The organism is Pseudomonas sp. TH07 (genome assembly GCF_016651285.1).
Taxonomy (GTDB): Bacteria; Pseudomonadota; Gammaproteobacteria; order Pseudomonadales; family Pseudomonadaceae; genus Aquipseudomonas.
In genome coordinates this window covers 5222153-5238700 of sequence record NZ_JAEKED010000001.1, presented here as the reverse complement: position 1 = coordinate 5238700, position 16548 = coordinate 5222153, and the positions used below count along the sequence as shown (strand labels likewise).

Below are 16548 nucleotides of genomic sequence, written 5' to 3'. Positions count from 1 at the left end.
GCTCCCAGGTCAGAACGGCGCATCACCCTGGATGGTGGTGCGAAACAGTTTGCGGCGTAGCTGTGCCGGGCATCCGGCAGCCAGGTGGATCAGCGAGCGGTTGTCCCAGAACACCAGGTCATGGGCCTGCCACTGATGCCGGTAGACATGCTCGGCCCGCACGCTGTGGGCATAGAGTTCGGTCAGCAACTGGCGGCTCTCATCGGCCGGCAACCCGACGATATGGGTGGTAAACCCCTCACTGACAAACAGCGCCTTGCGTCCGGTTTCCGGATGCACGCGCACGATCGGATGGCTGACTTCCACCACCTGGGCCAGTTGCTCGGCGGTCAGCGTGGGACGCCAACTCGCGGCGTTATGCCCCTCGCTGTAGCGCGCGGTGTAACTGTGCACCGCTGAGCGGCCCTCGACCGCCTCGCGCAGGTGTTGCGGCAAGGTGTCCCAGGCCAGGTGCATATCGGCAAACAGCGTATCGCCGCCTTCGCTGGGCAATTCCTGGGCATGCAGCATCGAGCCCAGGCTCGGCAGTTCCTTATAGGAAAGGTCCGAATGCCAGTACTTGCCGGCGTCCCCAAGGCCGATCGGCTGGCCGTCTTCAACGATGTTGGAAACGATCAGGATTTCCGGGTGGTTGTGCAGCAGGAACTGCTTGAGCACATGAATCTGCAACACCCCGAAACGGCGGCTGAAATCGATTTGCTGCTGCGGCGTGATGCGTTGATCGCGAAACACCACCACGTGATGGTCCAGGTGGGCCTGGTGCACGCGGGCAAAATCGAGCTCATTGAGCGGCAAGGACAGGTCCAGCCCCAGGATCTCGGCGCCGACCCGTCCGGAGAACGGGCGTACTTCAAACGATTGGGCGGCAATGGCAGAGGTTGAAACGAGGGAGGCTGCTGGCATGAGAACTCCGACTCCGTAAGCGGCGGCTGACTGAATGGGGGAACTTTAGAGGTATAAGAAACTTAATTTAAATACCTTTATTGCATATCAATAGAGCGCGAATGAGTAGTCAGAGGAGCGCTATCGCCAGGTATCGGGCCTCCTGGACCAGGGAGACGGACACTTTCTCTGCTCGAAGTCCGGTGCTAGAGTTCGCGCCATGGAACGAACCCCCACCGACCGCTCGCTGATTGCCTGGATGCTGTATGCCTGCGTCCTGTTCAATCTATTGGCCTGCGGCATTGCTCACGGACAGATGAGCGGTCTCACGCTCAACGGCCTCGGGGGGCAGTTCTGTTCGGTGTCCACCTCCGGTTCCGGCATCAGCGACCTCGCCGCTGATCCGGCGACACAGGCCCAGAGCGACTGGGCCAGCACCTTCAACTGCCCGATGTGCAGTTCCATTACCCTCGGTATCGTATTTTTTGTCTGCCTGGCCTGGCTGATGCGCTCGCGTAAAGTCCAGCGCCGTCCCGTTGAAACCCGCAGTAAAGCCCCGCCCCGCTATTCCTGGCCCTCGGCCAACCCTCGCGCCTCCCCCTTGCACTGATCGATCAGGGTCATCGCGGCCTGACTTCGCCTGTGTCCGTGCGTCTTGCCGGGCACCCGGTGCCGTCACGCCGATAGCGCCACCTGCCGGCCCTGGGGCCCGCTTCGATGTGCGTGCTGCTGACCCGTTCAAACCCTGATCACACCCTCGCCTGCGGCGCCGAGTGCGCCGCAGCTGGAAAGTATCAAGCATCAAACCACCGGCCGGTGCGGCTGCATGGGCATCGGCCCGGGTGCATGACAAGGAACGCAAGGCATGACAAACAAGGCAATTTGCTACGGCTTATCCCTGACGCTATGGGGCGCCAGCGTCGCGGCCAAGGCACAAGACCAGAGCCTGGAACTGCCGGCAACGCCGGTCATCGGTTCCTCGGTGATCGACCAGAACAGCGTCGATTCATTTGCCAGCCTGACCACCGTGGTCGGCCAGCAACAGATCCGCGACCTCAACGCCCTGGACCTGGCATCAGCCCTGCGGCGGACGCCCGGGGTCACGGTTTCACGCTTCAACCCGGTGGGTTCGTTTGGCGGTGCCGAAGGCGGCGCGGTGTATATCCGCGGCATGGGAGCCAGCCGGCCGGGCAGCGAGATCAAGACTTACATCGACGGCGTACCTTTCTACATGGGCGTGTGGGGCCACCCGCTGCTGGACCTGCTGCCGATCAATGCGATGCAGAGCATCAACGTCTACAAGGGCCCGCAGCCGCAGAAGTTCGGCAACACCTTTGCCGCCATCGACCTGACCCCACGCACCGCCGACGCTTTGGACAATCAGCACGGCGAACTGCAATTCAGCGGCGGCAGTTCTCGCACCGCCACCGAGCAGGCGTCGCTGATCGGCCGCAGTGGCGACTGGGATTATCTGCTGGCCCAGGGTGCGGCCCATTCCGACGGGGATCGGGCGGATGGCGATGGCCGCCTGAACAATGGCCTGGCGCGGATCGGCTACCGCTTGAACGACAACTGGAGCGCCGGCCTGTTGCTGCTGCACGCCAACAACCAGGCCTCGGACCCGGGACAGAAAGGCCGGCCCGAAACCAAGACCGGCCACTTCAATACCCGTGGCACCCTGACGTCGGTGTCCCTTGACCATGGCTACGAGTGGGGCGACGGCAGCGTCAAGCTCTACCACAACCAGGGACGGGGCAGTGCGTTGGAGCAACAAGGCCTCGACGGCGACACCATCAGCGATTTCACCCTGCAAGGGCTGCGCTGGGAGGAAACCCTGCGCCCCTGGCGCAACGGCGAAGTGGCGCTGGGCCTGGACATTGATGAGAGCAAAGGCAGCGTGGCCTACAAGCGTGTTGCCCCCGCGCCCCGCGCCGACTTCGATGCGCCGACCCTGCGCGTGATCTCGCCGCACCTGGCCCTGAGCCAGGCTTTCGACCTGAATCAGGACTGGACCCTGACGCCCTCGGCCGGGGTGCGCACCTATGACCACAACGTGTTCGAAAGCGCGACTGCGCCCCATGCCGGGTTGCTGCTGTCCAGCAGCCAGCTGGAGTTTCGCCTGAACCGGTCGCGGGGCATCAACTACCCGGGCCTGGGGGCGCCGGTGATGGCGAATCTGATTCCAGCCCTGGGCGACACCTGGCGCGAATTGAAGCCGGAGCAACTGGATCACCGGGAGTTCGGGGTCAAGTTCAACCCCTTCGACCGCACGACCCTGGACCTGGCGCTGTTCAAGGACAAGCTCCAGGACCGCTACCTGTTTGCCTTCCCGCCGGCGGTTTCACGGCCTTCATTCATCAACCTCGGGGACTACCAGATCAAAGGCGCCGAAGCCACCTGGCAACAGCGCTGGACCGACAGCTGGAGCAGCTTTGTCGGCTACACCTGGCTCCAGCCATCGCTGAAGACCCTCCCCTACGCCCCCCGGCAATCGCTGTCGCTGGGGACCACTTACGAAACCGGCCCCTGGCGCTTCAGCACCGATGCCCAGTACCAGCGCGGCATGTATGTACTGGCCGAAGAACGCACGGCCGGGGCGAACAACTTCTCCCAGGTTTCAAGCTTCACCGTGGTCAACCTGCGGGTCGGGCACGCAGTGCCGGCCCTGGGCAAGGTCGGCGAAGTGTTTGTCGCCGTGGAAAACCTGTTCGACCGTGACTACGCCTACCGCACCGGCTACCCGATGCCCGGCACGTCGGCGCAACTGGGACTGAAACTGGGCTTTTGACCTACCGCTATCCCCTTCGCTGCCGGCCTGTCGCCGGTGGCCTCGACTCGAGGAAACACCCCATGAAATTTGCCCCCTTGTTACTGCTGCTGGGCAGCCTCTCCACTGCGGTCCTGGCCGATAGCGCCGCCGACCAGCAAAGCATCGAACACCTGATGCGCCACACCTGGGAACGCCCCGACGCGGCGCTGGATGTCGGGCCGGTGACGGTCGAAGGCGAGCACGCCGTCGCCGGCTGGACCCAGGGCCAGCGCGGCGGCCGGGCACTGCTCAGCAAAAGCGCCAGCGGTTGGCGGGTGGTGCTCTGCGCCGGAGACTCGTTGCTCGACCCTGCCACCCTGCGCAGCGCCGGCTTGACGCCTGAGGCTGCAGGCCACATGAGCGAGGCAGTGATCCAGGCCGAAAGCGCCCTGCCCCCGGCCCGGGTCAAGCAACTGGCGCTGTTCAAAGGCGTGATGCAGGTCGAGCAGGATCCGGCTCATCAAGGCCATTGATTGAGCACCCGGTTCATGAACTGAGCCTGTGCTGATCTGCCGACTGGCCGCCGGCTGGTCGACGCCGCGTCAGGCCCGCTCCGTTGGGAGGATCCCCCAGATCCTCCTTGCGCCCGCAGAACGCCCAGGAGCTCGATCCCTGGACCCGAATCGACGCCGGGGCCCGCTACAGCACCCAGATCGAAGGCCGCCCGACCACCTTGCGCGCCACGGCGCAGAACCTGTTCGACCGTGAATACTCGTCCGGCGTCGCCTCCTATGGCGCCTTCTCCCAGGGCGCGCCACGCACCCTGCTGCTGTCGGCCTCGGTCGATTTCTAAAGCTGCGGCGCTCTGGGACACAACGTGTGTCAGGGGTGTTTGCGCTGTTGGACGGTGCCAGTGCAGCCTATGGCAGCGGCTACAGCTGTAGCCGCTGCGAGCCCGCGAGGCTGCGCTGGCCCTCACAACCACCGTGCTGGCCCAGAACTGTTGCGACTACAGATCGAACCGGTCGATGGCCCGGCGCCGCTCGTTGTCGTCGCGCACATCGTAATTGGCCGTGGTCTGGATATTGGTGTGGTGCGCCAGCTTCTGGGCAATCGACAGGTCATGTTCTTCGATCACCCGGGTGATGAACGAGCGGCGAAAGTCATGGGGCATGATCCGCACCCCGACCTCGGCCCCACGTTGCCGGGCGATGTAGTAGATCGCGTGTTTAGTCAGGCGCTCGCGGCAGATATGGCTGCCCCGACGGATGCGGTTGAACAGGAACAGATCGTCCTCCTGCCCCGGTGGTAACTGCGAACGGCGGTAATCGAGCCAGGCCTGGAGCTTGGCGAACGCCCACTGCGGCGCATATTTGATCAACTGCTTGTTGCCCTTGGCGATTACCTGCAGGCTGCGTTCGGCGAAATCGACCTGGGCCAGATCCAGGTTCACCGACTCCGACTTGCGCATGCCCGAACCATACAGCACCGCGATGATCGCCGCATCGCGCAGGCCCTGGGGCCGCGGATCCGCCGCGCAGGCCGCCATCAACTCCTGAATCAGCGTGCGTTTGAGGTTGCGCCCCTGGGACAGCCGCGTCCCGGCCATGGGCTTGACCGAGCGCATGCGAAGCAGATGTTCCTGGCTGATCAGGTTCAGGCGCCAGGCCTCGTTCATCACCCCGCGCAACGCATTGACGTACAACGACGAGGTGTTGGGCGCGTAACCGTCGCTGCGCAGCGCCGCCACCAACTCGATCACATCGGCGGGCTGCAACCGGTGCCAGGCAAGGTCCTCGATATTGCTCTGGTCGTGGCCCAGGCGGTCGGCGGCATCCTGCAGCACATAGCGCATGGTCAACTGGCTCGATGGCGCCAGTCGGGCGAGGTACAGGGTCAAGGGGTTGGCAGCGTGCAAGGGGTGCTCTTTTGTCCGGGTCATGGCGGTGGGGCGAACGTGAAGCACGTTCAACTTTCAGGCGGTTCACGTTGAGCGGATTCAATCCGGGTTGCAAGGTTTCAAGCGCGAATCCATCGCCGCAAGGGGGGTTCAGGTATTTGCCAAAAGGGCTTGGCGTGGGCCTTGGCATCCATTTGAAGTCGGCGCGGTTCAAAGTCTGAACACTAGCTGTCTAGGTCAAAGATAAACGCCGCGTTGGCTTTTTTTTCATATTCGTTTCACATTTTTCCGCTTAACCTGAATCCACTCTCAAGCCTGAAGCGTAATGCAAGTCATTCCTCCATTGAAAAGATAACACCTTGATCTACATTTACTTTTGGCCGCTATGGTCTTTACTGCAACAGAGCATGAATTCCCACGTCGCGCTGACTTATGGATGAGACTGAATGACTGTACATGCCCCTCCTCGCCACACACCGGTTACGGCGCGCACCGCGTCCTCGACTTTGCTTGACTCCTGACACTTTTTCACCCCGAGGTCTGCATGAATCAGGTTTTCCTACCTTTCTCACGCCCGAGTATTGGCGATGAAGAGATCGCCGCTGTAGAGCAGGTTCTGCGCTCTGGCTGGATCACCACCGGCCCGCAAAACCAGGAGCTCGAACACCAATTTGCACAACGGGTCGGCTGCCAGCATGCCGTCGCCCTGTCCTCCGCCACCGGCGCCATGCATATCACCCTGCTGGCGCTGGGCATCGGCCCCGGCGACGAAGTCATCACTCCATCCCAGACCTGGGTCTCGACCGCCAACATGATCTGCCTGCTGGGGGCGACCCCGGTGTTTGTCGACATCGACCGCGACACCCTGATGACCGATGCCCAGCGCATCGAGGCCGCCATCACCCCGCGCACCAAGGCCATCATCCCGGTGCATTACGCCGGTGCCGCCTTTGACCTGGACCCGCTCTACGCCTTGGCGGACAAACACGGAATCCCGGTGATCGAAGACGCCGCCCACGCCGCGGGCACTCAGTACCGTGGCCGGGCCATCGGCGCCCACGGCACGGCGATTTTCTCCTTCCACGCGATCAAGAACATGACCTGCGCCGAAGGCGCGATGTTCACCACCGATAACCAGGCATTGGCTGATCGGGTGCGCATGCTCAAGTTCCACGGCCTCGGTGTGGATGCCTATGACCGCCTGACCCACGGTCGCAAGCCCCAGGCCCAGGTGATCGAGCCCGGCTTCAAGTACAACCTGGCCGATATCAATGCCGCGATCGCCCTGGTCCAGCTCAAGCGCCTGGAGCAGATCAACGCCCAGCGCGAGACCCTGGCCCAGGCGTACCTGGAACGCCTGGCCGGCCTCCCGGTGCAACCGCTGCACCTGCCCGCCTACCCGCAGCAGCACGCCTGGCACCTGTTCATCCTGCGCATCGATGCCGAGCGCTGCGGGATCGACCGCGATGCGTTCATGAAAGGCTTGCAGGAACAGAACATCGGCAGCGGCATCCACTTTATTGCCACCCACCTGCACACCTACTACCGCCAGCGCTTCCCCGACGTGCAACTGCCCAATACCGAATGGAACTCGGCACGCCTGTGTTCGATCCCATTGTTCCCCGACATGACCCTCGACGATGTCGATCGGGTCGTCGGTGCCATTGCCACCCTCCTGGACTGAAGCCTTTGAAACCTTATCCGATTCAGTTCGTGTCGATCGTGATCCCGGTCTACAACGAAGAAGAGAGCCTCCCCGAACTGCTGCGGCGCACCGAAGCAGCCTGTCGCCTGCTCAAGCACGACTTCGAAATCGTGCTAGTCGACGACGGCAGCCGCGACGAGTCGGCGAACATCCTGCAAGCCGCCGCCGAGCGCGAAGGCAGCCCGGTGGTAGCGGTGATCCTCAACCGCAACTACGGGCAGCATGCGGCGATCATGGCCGGTTTCGAACAGGCCCGTGGCGATGTGGTGATTACCCTCGACGCCGACCTGCAGAACCCACCGGAAGAAATCCCGCGCCTGGTGGCCCAGGCTGAGCTGGGCTACGACGTGGTCGGCACGGTGCGCAACAATCGCCAGGACTCGGCCTTCCGCCGCTGGCCGTCGAAGCTGATCAACCTCGCGGTGCAGCGCTCCACCGGGGTGGCCATGAGCGACTACGGCTGCATGCTGCGCGCCTACCGCCGCACCATCGTCGACGCCATGCTCGCCTGCCGCGAGCGCAGCACCTTTATTCCGATCCTGGCCAACAGCTTTGCCCGCCATACCACCGAGGTCCTGGTGGAGCATGCCGAGCGCGAGCACGGCGATTCGAAATACAGCCCGATGCGTCTGGTCAACCTGATGTTCGACCTGATCACTTGCATGACCACGACCCCCTTGCGCCTGCTGAGCATCATCGGCTTCAGCATGGCGGCGCTGGGCATGCTGTTCGCCTTCGCCCTGATCCTGTTGCGCCTGGTGTTTGGTGCCGAATGGGCGGGCGACGGCACTTTTGTGCTGTTCGCGGTGCTCTTCGTATTCACCGGTGGCCAGTTCATCGGCATGGGCCTGCTGGGTGAATACCTGGGGCGCATGTACAGCGACGTTCGTGCCCGGCCACGCTTCTTCATCGAAAAAGTCTTGCGCAGTCAACCTGCCGCCCCTGCTCCCGTTGTCACTGTCGACGGTCTTACTTCCACTCTCTCTGATCAGGTTTCGCCATGAGCAATAAAACTGTCGTCTTCGCCTACCACGATATCGGCTGTGCCGGCATCGAAGCCCTGCTCGCCGCGGGTTACGAGATAGCCGCGGTGTTCACCCATGCCGACGATCCGAAAGAAAACACCTTCTACGGCTCCGTGGCCCAGTTGTGCTCCCTCAAGGGCATCCCGGTGCATGCGCCGGAAGACGCCAACCACCCGCTGTGGATCGAGCGCATCGCCAAGCTCAACCCCGACTACCTGTTCTCCTTCTATTACCGCAACCTGCTGAGCGAAGCCCTGCTGGCCACCGCCGGCAAAGGTGCGTTCAACCTGCACGGCTCGCTGCTGCCACGCTATCGCGGCCGTGCTCCGGCGAACTGGGTACTGGTCAATGGCGAAACCGAAACCGGCGTGACCCTGCACCGCATGGTCAAGCGCGCCGATGCCGGGGCGATCATTGCCCAGGAGCGCGTGGCCATCGACCGCACCGACACCGCCCTGACCCTGCACGCCAAACTGCGTAACGCCGCTTCCAGCCTGCTGCATGACACCCTGCCGCTGCTGGCCCAGGGCAAAATCAGCGAGACCGCCCAGGACGAGTCCAAGGCCACTACCTTCGGCCGCCGTACCCCGGCTGATGGCAAGCTGCTGTGGAAGAACAGCGCCGAGCAGCTGTTCAACCTGGTTCGCGCCGTGACCAAGCCGTACCCGGGCGCGTTCTGCGCCGTGGGCGAGCACAAGCTGATTGTCTGGAGCGCCGACGTGGTCAAGGGCAATGAAGGCCTGGCCCCGGGCCGGGTGATCAGTGTCGACCCGCTGCGCATCGCCTGCGGCCAGGACTCGTTGGTGATCAACGCCGGCCAGCGCAATGAAAACGGCCTGTACCTGAGCGGCCCGCAACTGGCCAACGAGCTGGGGCTGGTAGACGGCTCGGTGCTGCGCGGTGCGGAATCCGGTCGTGCACCACGCCGGACCCGGGTGCTGATCCTGGGGGTCAACGGTTTTATCGGCAACCACCTGTCCGAGCGCCTGCTGCGTGACGACAAGTACGAAGTCTACGGCCTGGACATCGGCTCCGACGCCATCGAGCGCCTGCGCAGCCACCCCAACTTCCACTTCGTCGAAGGCGACATCAGCATCCACTCGGAGTGGATCGAGTACCACATCAAGAAGTGCGACGTGGTCCTGCCCCTGGTGGCCATCGCCACCCCGATCGAATACACCCGCAACCCGCTGCGTGTGTTCGAGCTCGACTTCGAGGAAAACCTCAAGCTGGTGCGCTACTGCGTCAAGTACAACAAGCGCGTGATCTTCCCCTCGACCTCCGAAGTCTATGGCATGTGCCAGGACAAGAACTTCGACGAAGACACCTCGAACCTGATCGTCGGCCCGATCAACAAGCAGCGCTGGATCTACTCGGTGTCCAAGCAACTGCTGGACCGGGTGATCTGGGCCTACGGCGCCAAGGGCCTGAACTTCACCCTGTTCCGTCCGTTCAACTGGATGGGCCCGCGCCTGGACCGCCTGGATTCGGCGCGTATCGGCAGCTCCCGAGCCATTACCCAACTGATCCTGAACCTGGTGGAAGGCACGCCGATCCGCTTGTTCGACGGCGGCGAGCAGAAACGCTGCTTCACCGACATCGCCGACGGCATCGAAGCCCTGGCGCGGATCATCGACAACGACAATGACGCCTGCAACGGTCAGATCATCAACATCGGCAACCCGGACAACGAAGCCAGCATCCGCCAGCTCGGCGAAGAGCTGCTGCGTCAGTTCGAAGCCCACCCGCTGCGGGCCAACTTCCCGCCGTTCGCCGGCTTCCGCGATGTCGAGAGCAAGGCGTTCTACGGTGCCGGTTACCAGGACGTTGAGCACCGCAAGCCAAGCATCGCCAACGCCAAGCGCCTGCTGAACTGGGAGCCGACCGTGGAGATGAGCGAAACCATCGGCAATACGCTGGATTTCTTCCTGCGTGAAGCCATGCTCGAAATCGCGGACAAGCGCTGATGCAGGCAGGTCTGCGCATCGATGTCGACACCTATCGTGGCACCCGTGAGGGGGTGCCGCGGTTGCTCGAACTGCTGGATGAAGCCGGGGTCAAGGCGACCTTCTTCTTCAGCGTCGGTCCGGACAACATGGGGCGCCATTTATGGCGCCTGATTCGTCCGCAGTTCCTGTGGAAGATGCTCCGTTCCAATGCAGCGGGGCTCTACGGCTGGGACATCCTGCTGGCCGGCACCGCGTGGCCGGGCAAACCCATTGGCCGCGACCTGGGGCATCTGATGCGCCAGGCCCTGGCCGCCGGTCATGAAGTCGGCCTGCACGCCTGGGATCACCATGGCTGGCAGGCCAACGCCGGGCGCTGGAGCCAGGCGCAGCTGATCGAGCAGATCCGCCAGGGTCTCGACACTCTCAATGACATTCTTGGCCAGCGCGTCGACTGTTCGGCAAGCGCCGGCTGGCGTGCCGACGAGCGTGTGATCGAGGCCAAGCAGACCTTCGGCCTGCGCTACAACAGCGATTGCCGTGGCGATTCGATCTTCCAGCCGCGGCTGGCGGACGGCAGCCTTGGTGCGCCGCAGATCCCGGTGGACCTGCCGACCTTCGATGAAGTGGTCGGGCCGGTAGTGGCAGCGCAGGATTTCAACGCGTTTATTCTGGATCGGTTCAGCCCTGACAAGCTCAACGCCTACACCATTCATGCCGAGGTAGAAGGGATTCTGATGGCCAATGATTTCCGTCAGTTGCTGGCCAGTGCCCAGCAACGCGACATCCAGTTCCAACCCCTGGGGCAGCTGCTCCCCGCGGATCTGTCCAGCCTGCCCCAGGGGCAGGTGGTGCGCGGCGCCCTCGAAGGCCGTGAAGGCTGGCTGGGAGTACAGGGCGCATGAGTAGACACTGGGCCCTGCCCTTACTGCTGATTGCCTTCGGCCTGTTCTACCTGGCGCCGCTGGCCACCCATGGCCTGTGGATCCCGGACGAGACCCGCTACGCGCAGATCAGCCAGGAAATGCTCCACAGTGGCAACTGGGCCAGCCCGCACTTCATGGGCATCCGTTACTTCGAGAAGCCGGTGGCCGGTTACTGGATGATCGCCATCGGCCAGGCGCTGTTCGGCGACAACCTGTTTGGCGTGCGCGTGGCCTCGGCCCTGAGCACCGGCCTCAGTGTGGTCCTGGCCTATCTGCTGGCCCGGCGCCTGTGGAATGATCCGCGCAAGAGCCTGGCCAGCGGCCTGCTCTACATGAGCTTTACCGTGGTTGCGGCGCAAGCCGGCTACGCCAACCTCGATCCGCAGTTCACCTTCTGGGTCAACCTGAGCCTGGTGGCGCTGTGGTTTACCTTCGATTGCCGCACCCCACGCGGCCAGGTGCTGGCCTGGGTCGTGCTGGGCCTGGCCTGCGGCATGGGCTTCATGACCAAGGGCTTTCTCGCCTGGCTGCTGCCGGTGCTGGTGGCCCTGCCCTACGCGGTCTGGCAGAAGCGCCTGCGCTCGCTGCTGATCTACGGCGGCATCGGCGTGTTGGTCGCGATCCTGATCAGCCTGCCCTGGGCCCTGGCGGTGCACGCCCAGGAACCGGACTACTGGCGCTTCTTCTTCTGGCACGAGCACATCCGGCGCTTTGCCGGGGACGATGCCCAGCACGCCTCGCCCTGGTGGTACTACTTGCCGTTGCTGGTGGGTTTCAGCGTGCCCTGGGTCCTGCTGCTGCCAGCCAGCCTGAAACAGGCCTGGCAACAGCGCCGCCTGAACAGCAGCGGTTTCCTGCTGCTGTGGCTGGTACTGCCCCTGGCCTTCTTCAGCCTGAGCAAAGGCAAGCTGCCGGCCTATATCCTGCCGTGCCTGCTGCCCCTGGCACTGTTGATGGGCAACACCCTGATGGACCGCCTGGCCGCCGGCAAGACCCGACTCCTGGCCTGCAACGGTGTGCTCAACCTGGTGGCCGGCGTCTTGGGACTGCTGGCCCTGGTGTACTTCCAGCTGAAAAAACCGGTGTATGTGGACGAGCCCCAGCACCTGGTATTGGTGTACGTGGTGCTGCTGGGCTGGATCTTCAGCAACCTGCTGCAGGCCATGCGCCCGTTGGCGCTGTGGGCGGCGCCGGCCCTGGGCAGCTTTCTGCTGGTGGCCCTGGCCCCCGCGGCCCTGCCGAACAAGGTGGTCTACAACAAGATTCCCGACCAGTTCATCATCGACCACGTCGCCGAACTGGGTCAGGCCAAGGCCCTGCTGAGCAACGACCTGGGCGCCGCATCGGCCCTGGCCTGGCGTCTGGGCCGCGCCGACGTGACGCTATACAACACCGAAGGCGAAGTGAAATACGGCCTGGGCTATGCAGACAGCGCCGCGCGCAAGGTCGACCTGAATCAGGTCCAGCCATGGATCGCCGAAAACCGCCAGCAAGGCACCATCGGCGTGGTGATGCGGGTCAAGAGCAGTGACGAAGCCCATGAAGTCGAATTGCTGCCCAAGGACGCCAAGCGTTACGAGCAAGGCAATATCGTGATCTTCATCATTCCCCAGAGCCAGCCATGAGCCTGTTGCTTCTACTGCTGGCCTGCGGGCTGACCTGCCTGGGCCAGGTGGCGCAGAAGTTTGCCGTTGAAAGCTGGCGTGACCGCCCTTCCAGCGCCCTGCAAAAGCTGCGCTCAGGCTGGCTATGGCTGGCCCTGTTCAGCCTCGGCCTGGGCTTGCTGGTGTGGCTGCTGGTGCTGCAACGCATGGAAGTGGGCGTGGCCTACCCCATGCTCAGCCTGAACTTTGTATTGATTACCCTGATTGCCCACTTCGTGTTTCGCGAGCACATCGACCGCCGTCACTGGCTGGGCGTGGCGCTGGTGATTGCCGGGGTACTGCTGTTGAGTCGCCACGCATGAGCCGGTCCCGCGGTTTCGCCTTCGCCATGGGCAGTGTGAGCCTGGTCAGCGCCGCCCAGTTGGGCATGCGCTGGAGCATGACCCGCCTGCCCGAGCCGGCCCAATGGCTGGACGCACTGGGCAGCGGCGGCATTGATTATGTGGCCCTGGGCGTGGTGCTGGCAGGCATCTGTGCCTATGCCCTGTCGATGCTGTGCTGGCTGCTGGCCCTGCGCGACTTGCCCCTGGGCCGCGCCTATTCGCTGCTGAGCATCAGCTACGCCCTGGTGTACCTGCTGGCGGCCGGGCTGCCCTGGTTCCATGAACCCTTCACGCTTTCCAAAAGCCTGGGGGTGGCCTTGGTCATCCTCGGCGTGATTACCATCAACTCTCGATCTGCACCCGCGACAAGTCCCAGGAATACCCCATGAAAATCAGCGTATTTGGAAGTGGTTACGTCGGTCTCGTACAGGCCGCCGTGTTGGCTGAAGTCGGCCACGATGTCATCTGCATGGACATCGACGAGAACAAGGTCAAGCTGCTGCAACAGGGGCATGTGAGCATCTTCGAACCTGGCCTCGCCAGCCTTGTGCGCGACAGCCTGGAAGCCAAGCGCCTGCAGTTCACCTGCGATGAAAAACTCGCGGTGCTGCATGGCCAGGTGCTGTTTATCGCAGTGGGCACGCCCTCCAGCGACGACGGTTCGGCGGACCTGCGCTACGTATTGTCGGTCGGCGACGCGGTGGCTCGCCACCGTCAGCAGCCGGTGATCCTGGTGGAGAAATCCACGGTGCCGGTGGGCACCGGTGACACCCTCAAGGCCCACATCGAGCAGGCCCTGGGCGGGCGTGAACTGGAGTTCGATATCGTCTCCAACCCGGAATTCCTCAAGGAAGGCTCGGCCGTGACCGACTGCCGCCGTCCGGACCGGATCGTGGTCGGTTGCGAACGCGAAGAAGTGCGGGAAGTGATGCGTGACCTGTATGCGCCGTTCAACCGCAACCATGACCGCATCATGTTCATGGACCTGCGCAGCGCCGAGCTCACCAAGTACGCCGCCAACTGCATGCTGGCGACCAAGATCAGCTTCATCAACCAGATCGCCGAACTGGCGGAACACCTGGGGGCCGATATCGAATCGGTGCGCCTGGGGATCGGCGCCGACACCCGCATCGGCTACCACTTCATCTACCCGGGCTGCGGCTACGGCGGCTCGTGCTTTCCCAAGGACATGCGTGCGCTGATCCACAGCGCCCAGGCGGCCAATTGCTCCAGCGATCTGTTGCAAGCGGTGGAAGCAATCAACGAGCGGCAGAAACACAAGCTGTTCGAGCGCATCAATGCCTTCTACAAAGGCGACCTGCGCGGCAAGACCTTCGCCCTCTGGGGCCTGGCCTTCAAGCCCAACACCGATGACATGCGCGATGCGCCGAGCCGCGTCCTGCTCGACTCACTGTTTGCCGCCGGTGCCCAGGTCCGCGCCTTCGACCCGGAAGCCATGCAGGAAACCCAAAAGCTCTACCCCGACGAGTCGAAGCTGATGCTGATGGGCACCCCGGAATCGGTACTCAACGGCGCCGACGCCTTGGTGATCTGCACCGAATGGCAGCAGTTCAAGGCGCCGGATTTCGAACTGATCGAACAACGGCTCAAGGCCCCGGTGATTTTCGACGGGCGCAACCTGTACGACGCCGAACGCCTGGCGCGCAATGGTTTCACCTACTTCCCGATCGGTCGTGGCGAGTCGCGCAACCTGCCTATCCCCCATCAACAATGGTCTGCACACACGGTCGATGCCTGAATGAATCCGCTCCCCAGTCCCCCTTCGAAAACTCTTCTCTGGCAATCGTTGGGGCTGGGGCTGCTGGCATTACTGCTGTTCTGCGCCGGCGTCTATCAGCAGCCGATCATCGGTTTCGACTCGCGTTTCGTGCTGTTCGCCAAGGAGATGCTGCGCCACGGGCCGGGGTTTTTCCCCACCACCTATGGCCAGCCCTACGCTGACTATTCCAGTGCCTCGACCCTGTTGATCTGGCTGTTTTCCCTGCCCTCGGGCCAGGTCAGCAGCCTGAGCGCCTGGTTGCCCACGGCCATCGCTTCGGCACTGATCGTCAGCCTGATCTACCGCCTGCTGGCGCCCTATTCCAGGACCTGGGCCTTGCTCAGCGTCGCCCTGCTGTTGCTCAGCAACACCTTTATCAGTGAAACCCGCGCCGTGTCCCAGGACCAGTTGCTGGCGGCGGTGGCCCTGGCGGTGTTTTACCTGGGGTATGCCCATGACCACTTCGCCGCGCCGCGCCGGCTGTGGCTGATTTTCCTGTTGCTGGGCCTGGGTTTCGCCATTCGCGGGCCGATCGGCCTGGTGATTCCCACCGGTATGCTCTGCAGTTATTACCTGCTCAACGGCCAATGGCGGCGCCTGTTCGGCTTCGGATTCAGCGCCCTGTTGCTGCTGGGCGCCTGCGTTGCCCTGCTGCTGTGGCTGGCCAGGCTCAGCGGTGGGCAAGCCTTTGTCGACGATGTGATCCGCATGCAGTTCATGGGGCGCATGGACGGCAGTGAGGGCGCGAGCGATGCCTTCTACTATTTCACCAGCTCTCTGGGCAACTACGCCCTCGCCTACCCCCTGGCGATCCTGGCGTGGATCGCGGTCCTGCTGGGCCGCTCCAGGGAATCGGGCCCGGCATTGAAGCTGCTGCGCCTGTGCACCGCTGCCGGACTGGTGGTGATGATCGGCCTGTCGATCCCCCAGGCGAAAAAGGCGCGCTACCTGCTGCCGATGCTGCCCATGGCGGCGATGGTTGCGGCCTATCCCTTCCAGGTTCAGCAGGGCCGCTGGTTCGCCTGGCTGCGCGGCCTGATCCAGGGCCTGTGGCTGGTATTGCCCGGGCTGTTGCTGATTGGCCTGCTGCTGTTACGGCGTAAGTTTCCCGAGCAACTGGAGCACCTGGCGCCGATGCTGATCCTGCTTGGGCTGTTGCAGGCCGTCGCCCTGGCCTGGCTGCTCAAGCCGCGCTGGCGAGCCGTCGGCCTGGCCTACACCGCCGTGCTGGCGGTGTGGACCAGCTATATCGGAGTGTTCGAGCCGGTGCAGCGCCAGTTGTACGACACGCAAGCCTTCACCGAGGCGGCGCTGCAGCTGATCCAGCGCGACCCGGCGCCGCTGGTGCTGTACGGCATGGGCAAGGACGCCAAGGCGATCAAGTTCATGGTGCACCTCGAACAGGATATGCAACCGCTGTTCACCGATCAGCCGCAAGCCCTGGCGCAGGTGCCGGGCCCGGCCTGGGTGGTGATCGACCGCAACCTACTGCCGAGCCTGCACGACTCGCCCCTGGGCCAGTTGAAACCAGCCTTGAGTGGGCGCTTCGATAAAAATGACTACCTGTTGCTGCACATACCGGCAGGCTCGACGCCCCAGCCCTGAGGCTATCGGGGCTGGGTGATTGACCCGGCGCACACGAGCATTT

Annotated in this window: 14 protein-coding genes and 1 pseudogene; 13 read left to right on the top strand and 2 right to left on the bottom strand. The window is 63.5% G+C overall.

What is annotated here, in order from left to right; translation table 11 throughout:
* Nucleotides 1-9: 9 nt before the first annotated feature.
* Entirely contained in the window at nucleotides 10-903 is an 894-nt protein-coding gene (locus JFU57_RS23865; RefSeq protein ID WP_078472921.1) for a TauD/TfdA dioxygenase family protein, read from the bottom strand.
* 199 nt (nucleotides 904-1102) lie between these two features.
* Between JFU57_RS23865 and JFU57_RS23860 the strand changes: the two genes are divergently transcribed.
* From JFU57_RS23860 to JFU57_RS23845, 4 genes and pseudogenes are all read left to right on the top strand, one after another.
* Nucleotides 1103-1492 carry a DUF2946 domain-containing protein gene (locus tag JFU57_RS23860; RefSeq protein ID WP_201130975.1) on the top strand — a complete coding sequence of 130 codons (390 nt, stop codon included), beginning with the start codon at nucleotides 1103-1105 and terminating at the stop codon, nucleotides 1490-1492.
* Nucleotides 1493-1747: 255 nt separating this feature from the next.
* Nucleotides 1748-3670 (top strand): TonB-dependent receptor, encoded by a 1923-nt coding sequence (locus JFU57_RS23855; RefSeq protein WP_201130974.1) that lies wholly within the window; start codon nucleotides 1748-1750, stop codon nucleotides 3668-3670.
* Nucleotides 3671-3732: 62 nt separating this feature from the next.
* Nucleotides 3733-4164, top strand: coding sequence for a copper uptake system-associated protein (locus tag JFU57_RS23850; RefSeq protein WP_201130973.1), 432 nt, complete (start codon nucleotides 3733-3735; stop codon nucleotides 4162-4164).
* A gap of 119 nt (nucleotides 4165-4283) precedes the next feature.
* Nucleotides 4284-4484 (top strand): annotated as a pseudogene (locus JFU57_RS23845) (hypothetical protein); the annotation flags it as partial.
* Nucleotides 4485-4640: 156 nt separating this feature from the next.
* Here JFU57_RS23845 and JFU57_RS23840 read toward each other — a convergent pair.
* Complete coding sequence (locus JFU57_RS23840) at nucleotides 4641-5573, bottom strand: site-specific integrase (protein WP_201130972.1); 933 nt, start codon at nucleotides 5571-5573, stop codon at nucleotides 4641-4643.
* A gap of 502 nt (nucleotides 5574-6075) precedes the next feature.
* Here JFU57_RS23840 and arnB point away from each other — a divergent pair.
* The 9 genes from arnB to JFU57_RS23795 are packed head-to-tail and all read left to right on the top strand — an operon-like array spanning nucleotide 6076 to nucleotide 16505.
* Entirely contained in the window at nucleotides 6076-7215 is a 1140-nt protein-coding gene (arnB, locus tag JFU57_RS23835) for a UDP-4-amino-4-deoxy-L-arabinose aminotransferase (RefSeq protein WP_201130971.1), read from the top strand.
* Nucleotides 7216-7220: 5 nt separating this feature from the next.
* Nucleotides 7221-8240: an undecaprenyl-phosphate 4-deoxy-4-formamido-L-arabinose transferase gene (arnC, locus tag JFU57_RS23830; RefSeq protein WP_078472912.1), complete on the top strand. Its 1020-nt coding sequence runs from the start codon at nucleotides 7221-7223 to the stop codon at nucleotides 8238-8240.
* On the top strand, nucleotides 8237-10228 hold the full coding sequence (gene arnA, locus JFU57_RS23825) for a bifunctional UDP-4-amino-4-deoxy-L-arabinose formyltransferase/UDP-glucuronic acid oxidase ArnA (RefSeq protein ID WP_201130970.1): 1992 nt from the start codon (nucleotides 8237-8239) through the stop codon (nucleotides 10226-10228). The genes arnC and arnA overlap by 4 nt, the downstream gene beginning before the upstream one ends.
* Entirely contained in the window at nucleotides 10228-11112 is an 885-nt protein-coding gene (arnD, locus tag JFU57_RS23820) for a 4-deoxy-4-formamido-L-arabinose-phosphoundecaprenol deformylase (protein WP_201130969.1), read from the top strand. Before arnA ends, arnD begins: the two co-directional genes overlap by 1 nt.
* Complete coding sequence (gene arnT / locus JFU57_RS23815; RefSeq protein WP_201130968.1) at nucleotides 11109-12758, top strand: lipid IV(A) 4-amino-4-deoxy-L-arabinosyltransferase; 1650 nt, start codon at nucleotides 11109-11111, stop codon at nucleotides 12756-12758. Before arnD ends, arnT begins: the two co-directional genes overlap by 4 nt.
* Nucleotides 12755-13099, top strand: a complete 345-nt coding sequence (gene arnE, locus JFU57_RS23810) for a 4-amino-4-deoxy-L-arabinose-phosphoundecaprenol flippase subunit ArnE (RefSeq protein ID WP_020297497.1) — start codon at nucleotides 12755-12757, stop codon at nucleotides 13097-13099. The genes arnT and arnE overlap by 4 nt, the downstream gene beginning before the upstream one ends.
* Nucleotides 13096-13509, top strand: a complete 414-nt coding sequence (arnF, locus tag JFU57_RS23805) for a 4-amino-4-deoxy-L-arabinose-phosphoundecaprenol flippase subunit ArnF (protein ID WP_078472907.1) — start codon at nucleotides 13096-13098, stop codon at nucleotides 13507-13509. The genes arnE and arnF overlap by 4 nt, the downstream gene beginning before the upstream one ends.
* Nucleotides 13506-14879, top strand: a complete 1374-nt coding sequence (locus JFU57_RS23800) for a UDP-glucose dehydrogenase family protein (RefSeq protein WP_201130967.1) — start codon at nucleotides 13506-13508, stop codon at nucleotides 14877-14879. The genes arnF and JFU57_RS23800 overlap by 4 nt, the downstream gene beginning before the upstream one ends.
* A complete protein-coding gene (locus JFU57_RS23795; protein ID WP_201130966.1) occupies nucleotides 14880-16505 on the top strand; it encodes an ArnT family glycosyltransferase in 1626 nt (541 codons plus the stop codon).
* Nucleotides 16506-16548 lie beyond the last annotated feature (43 nt).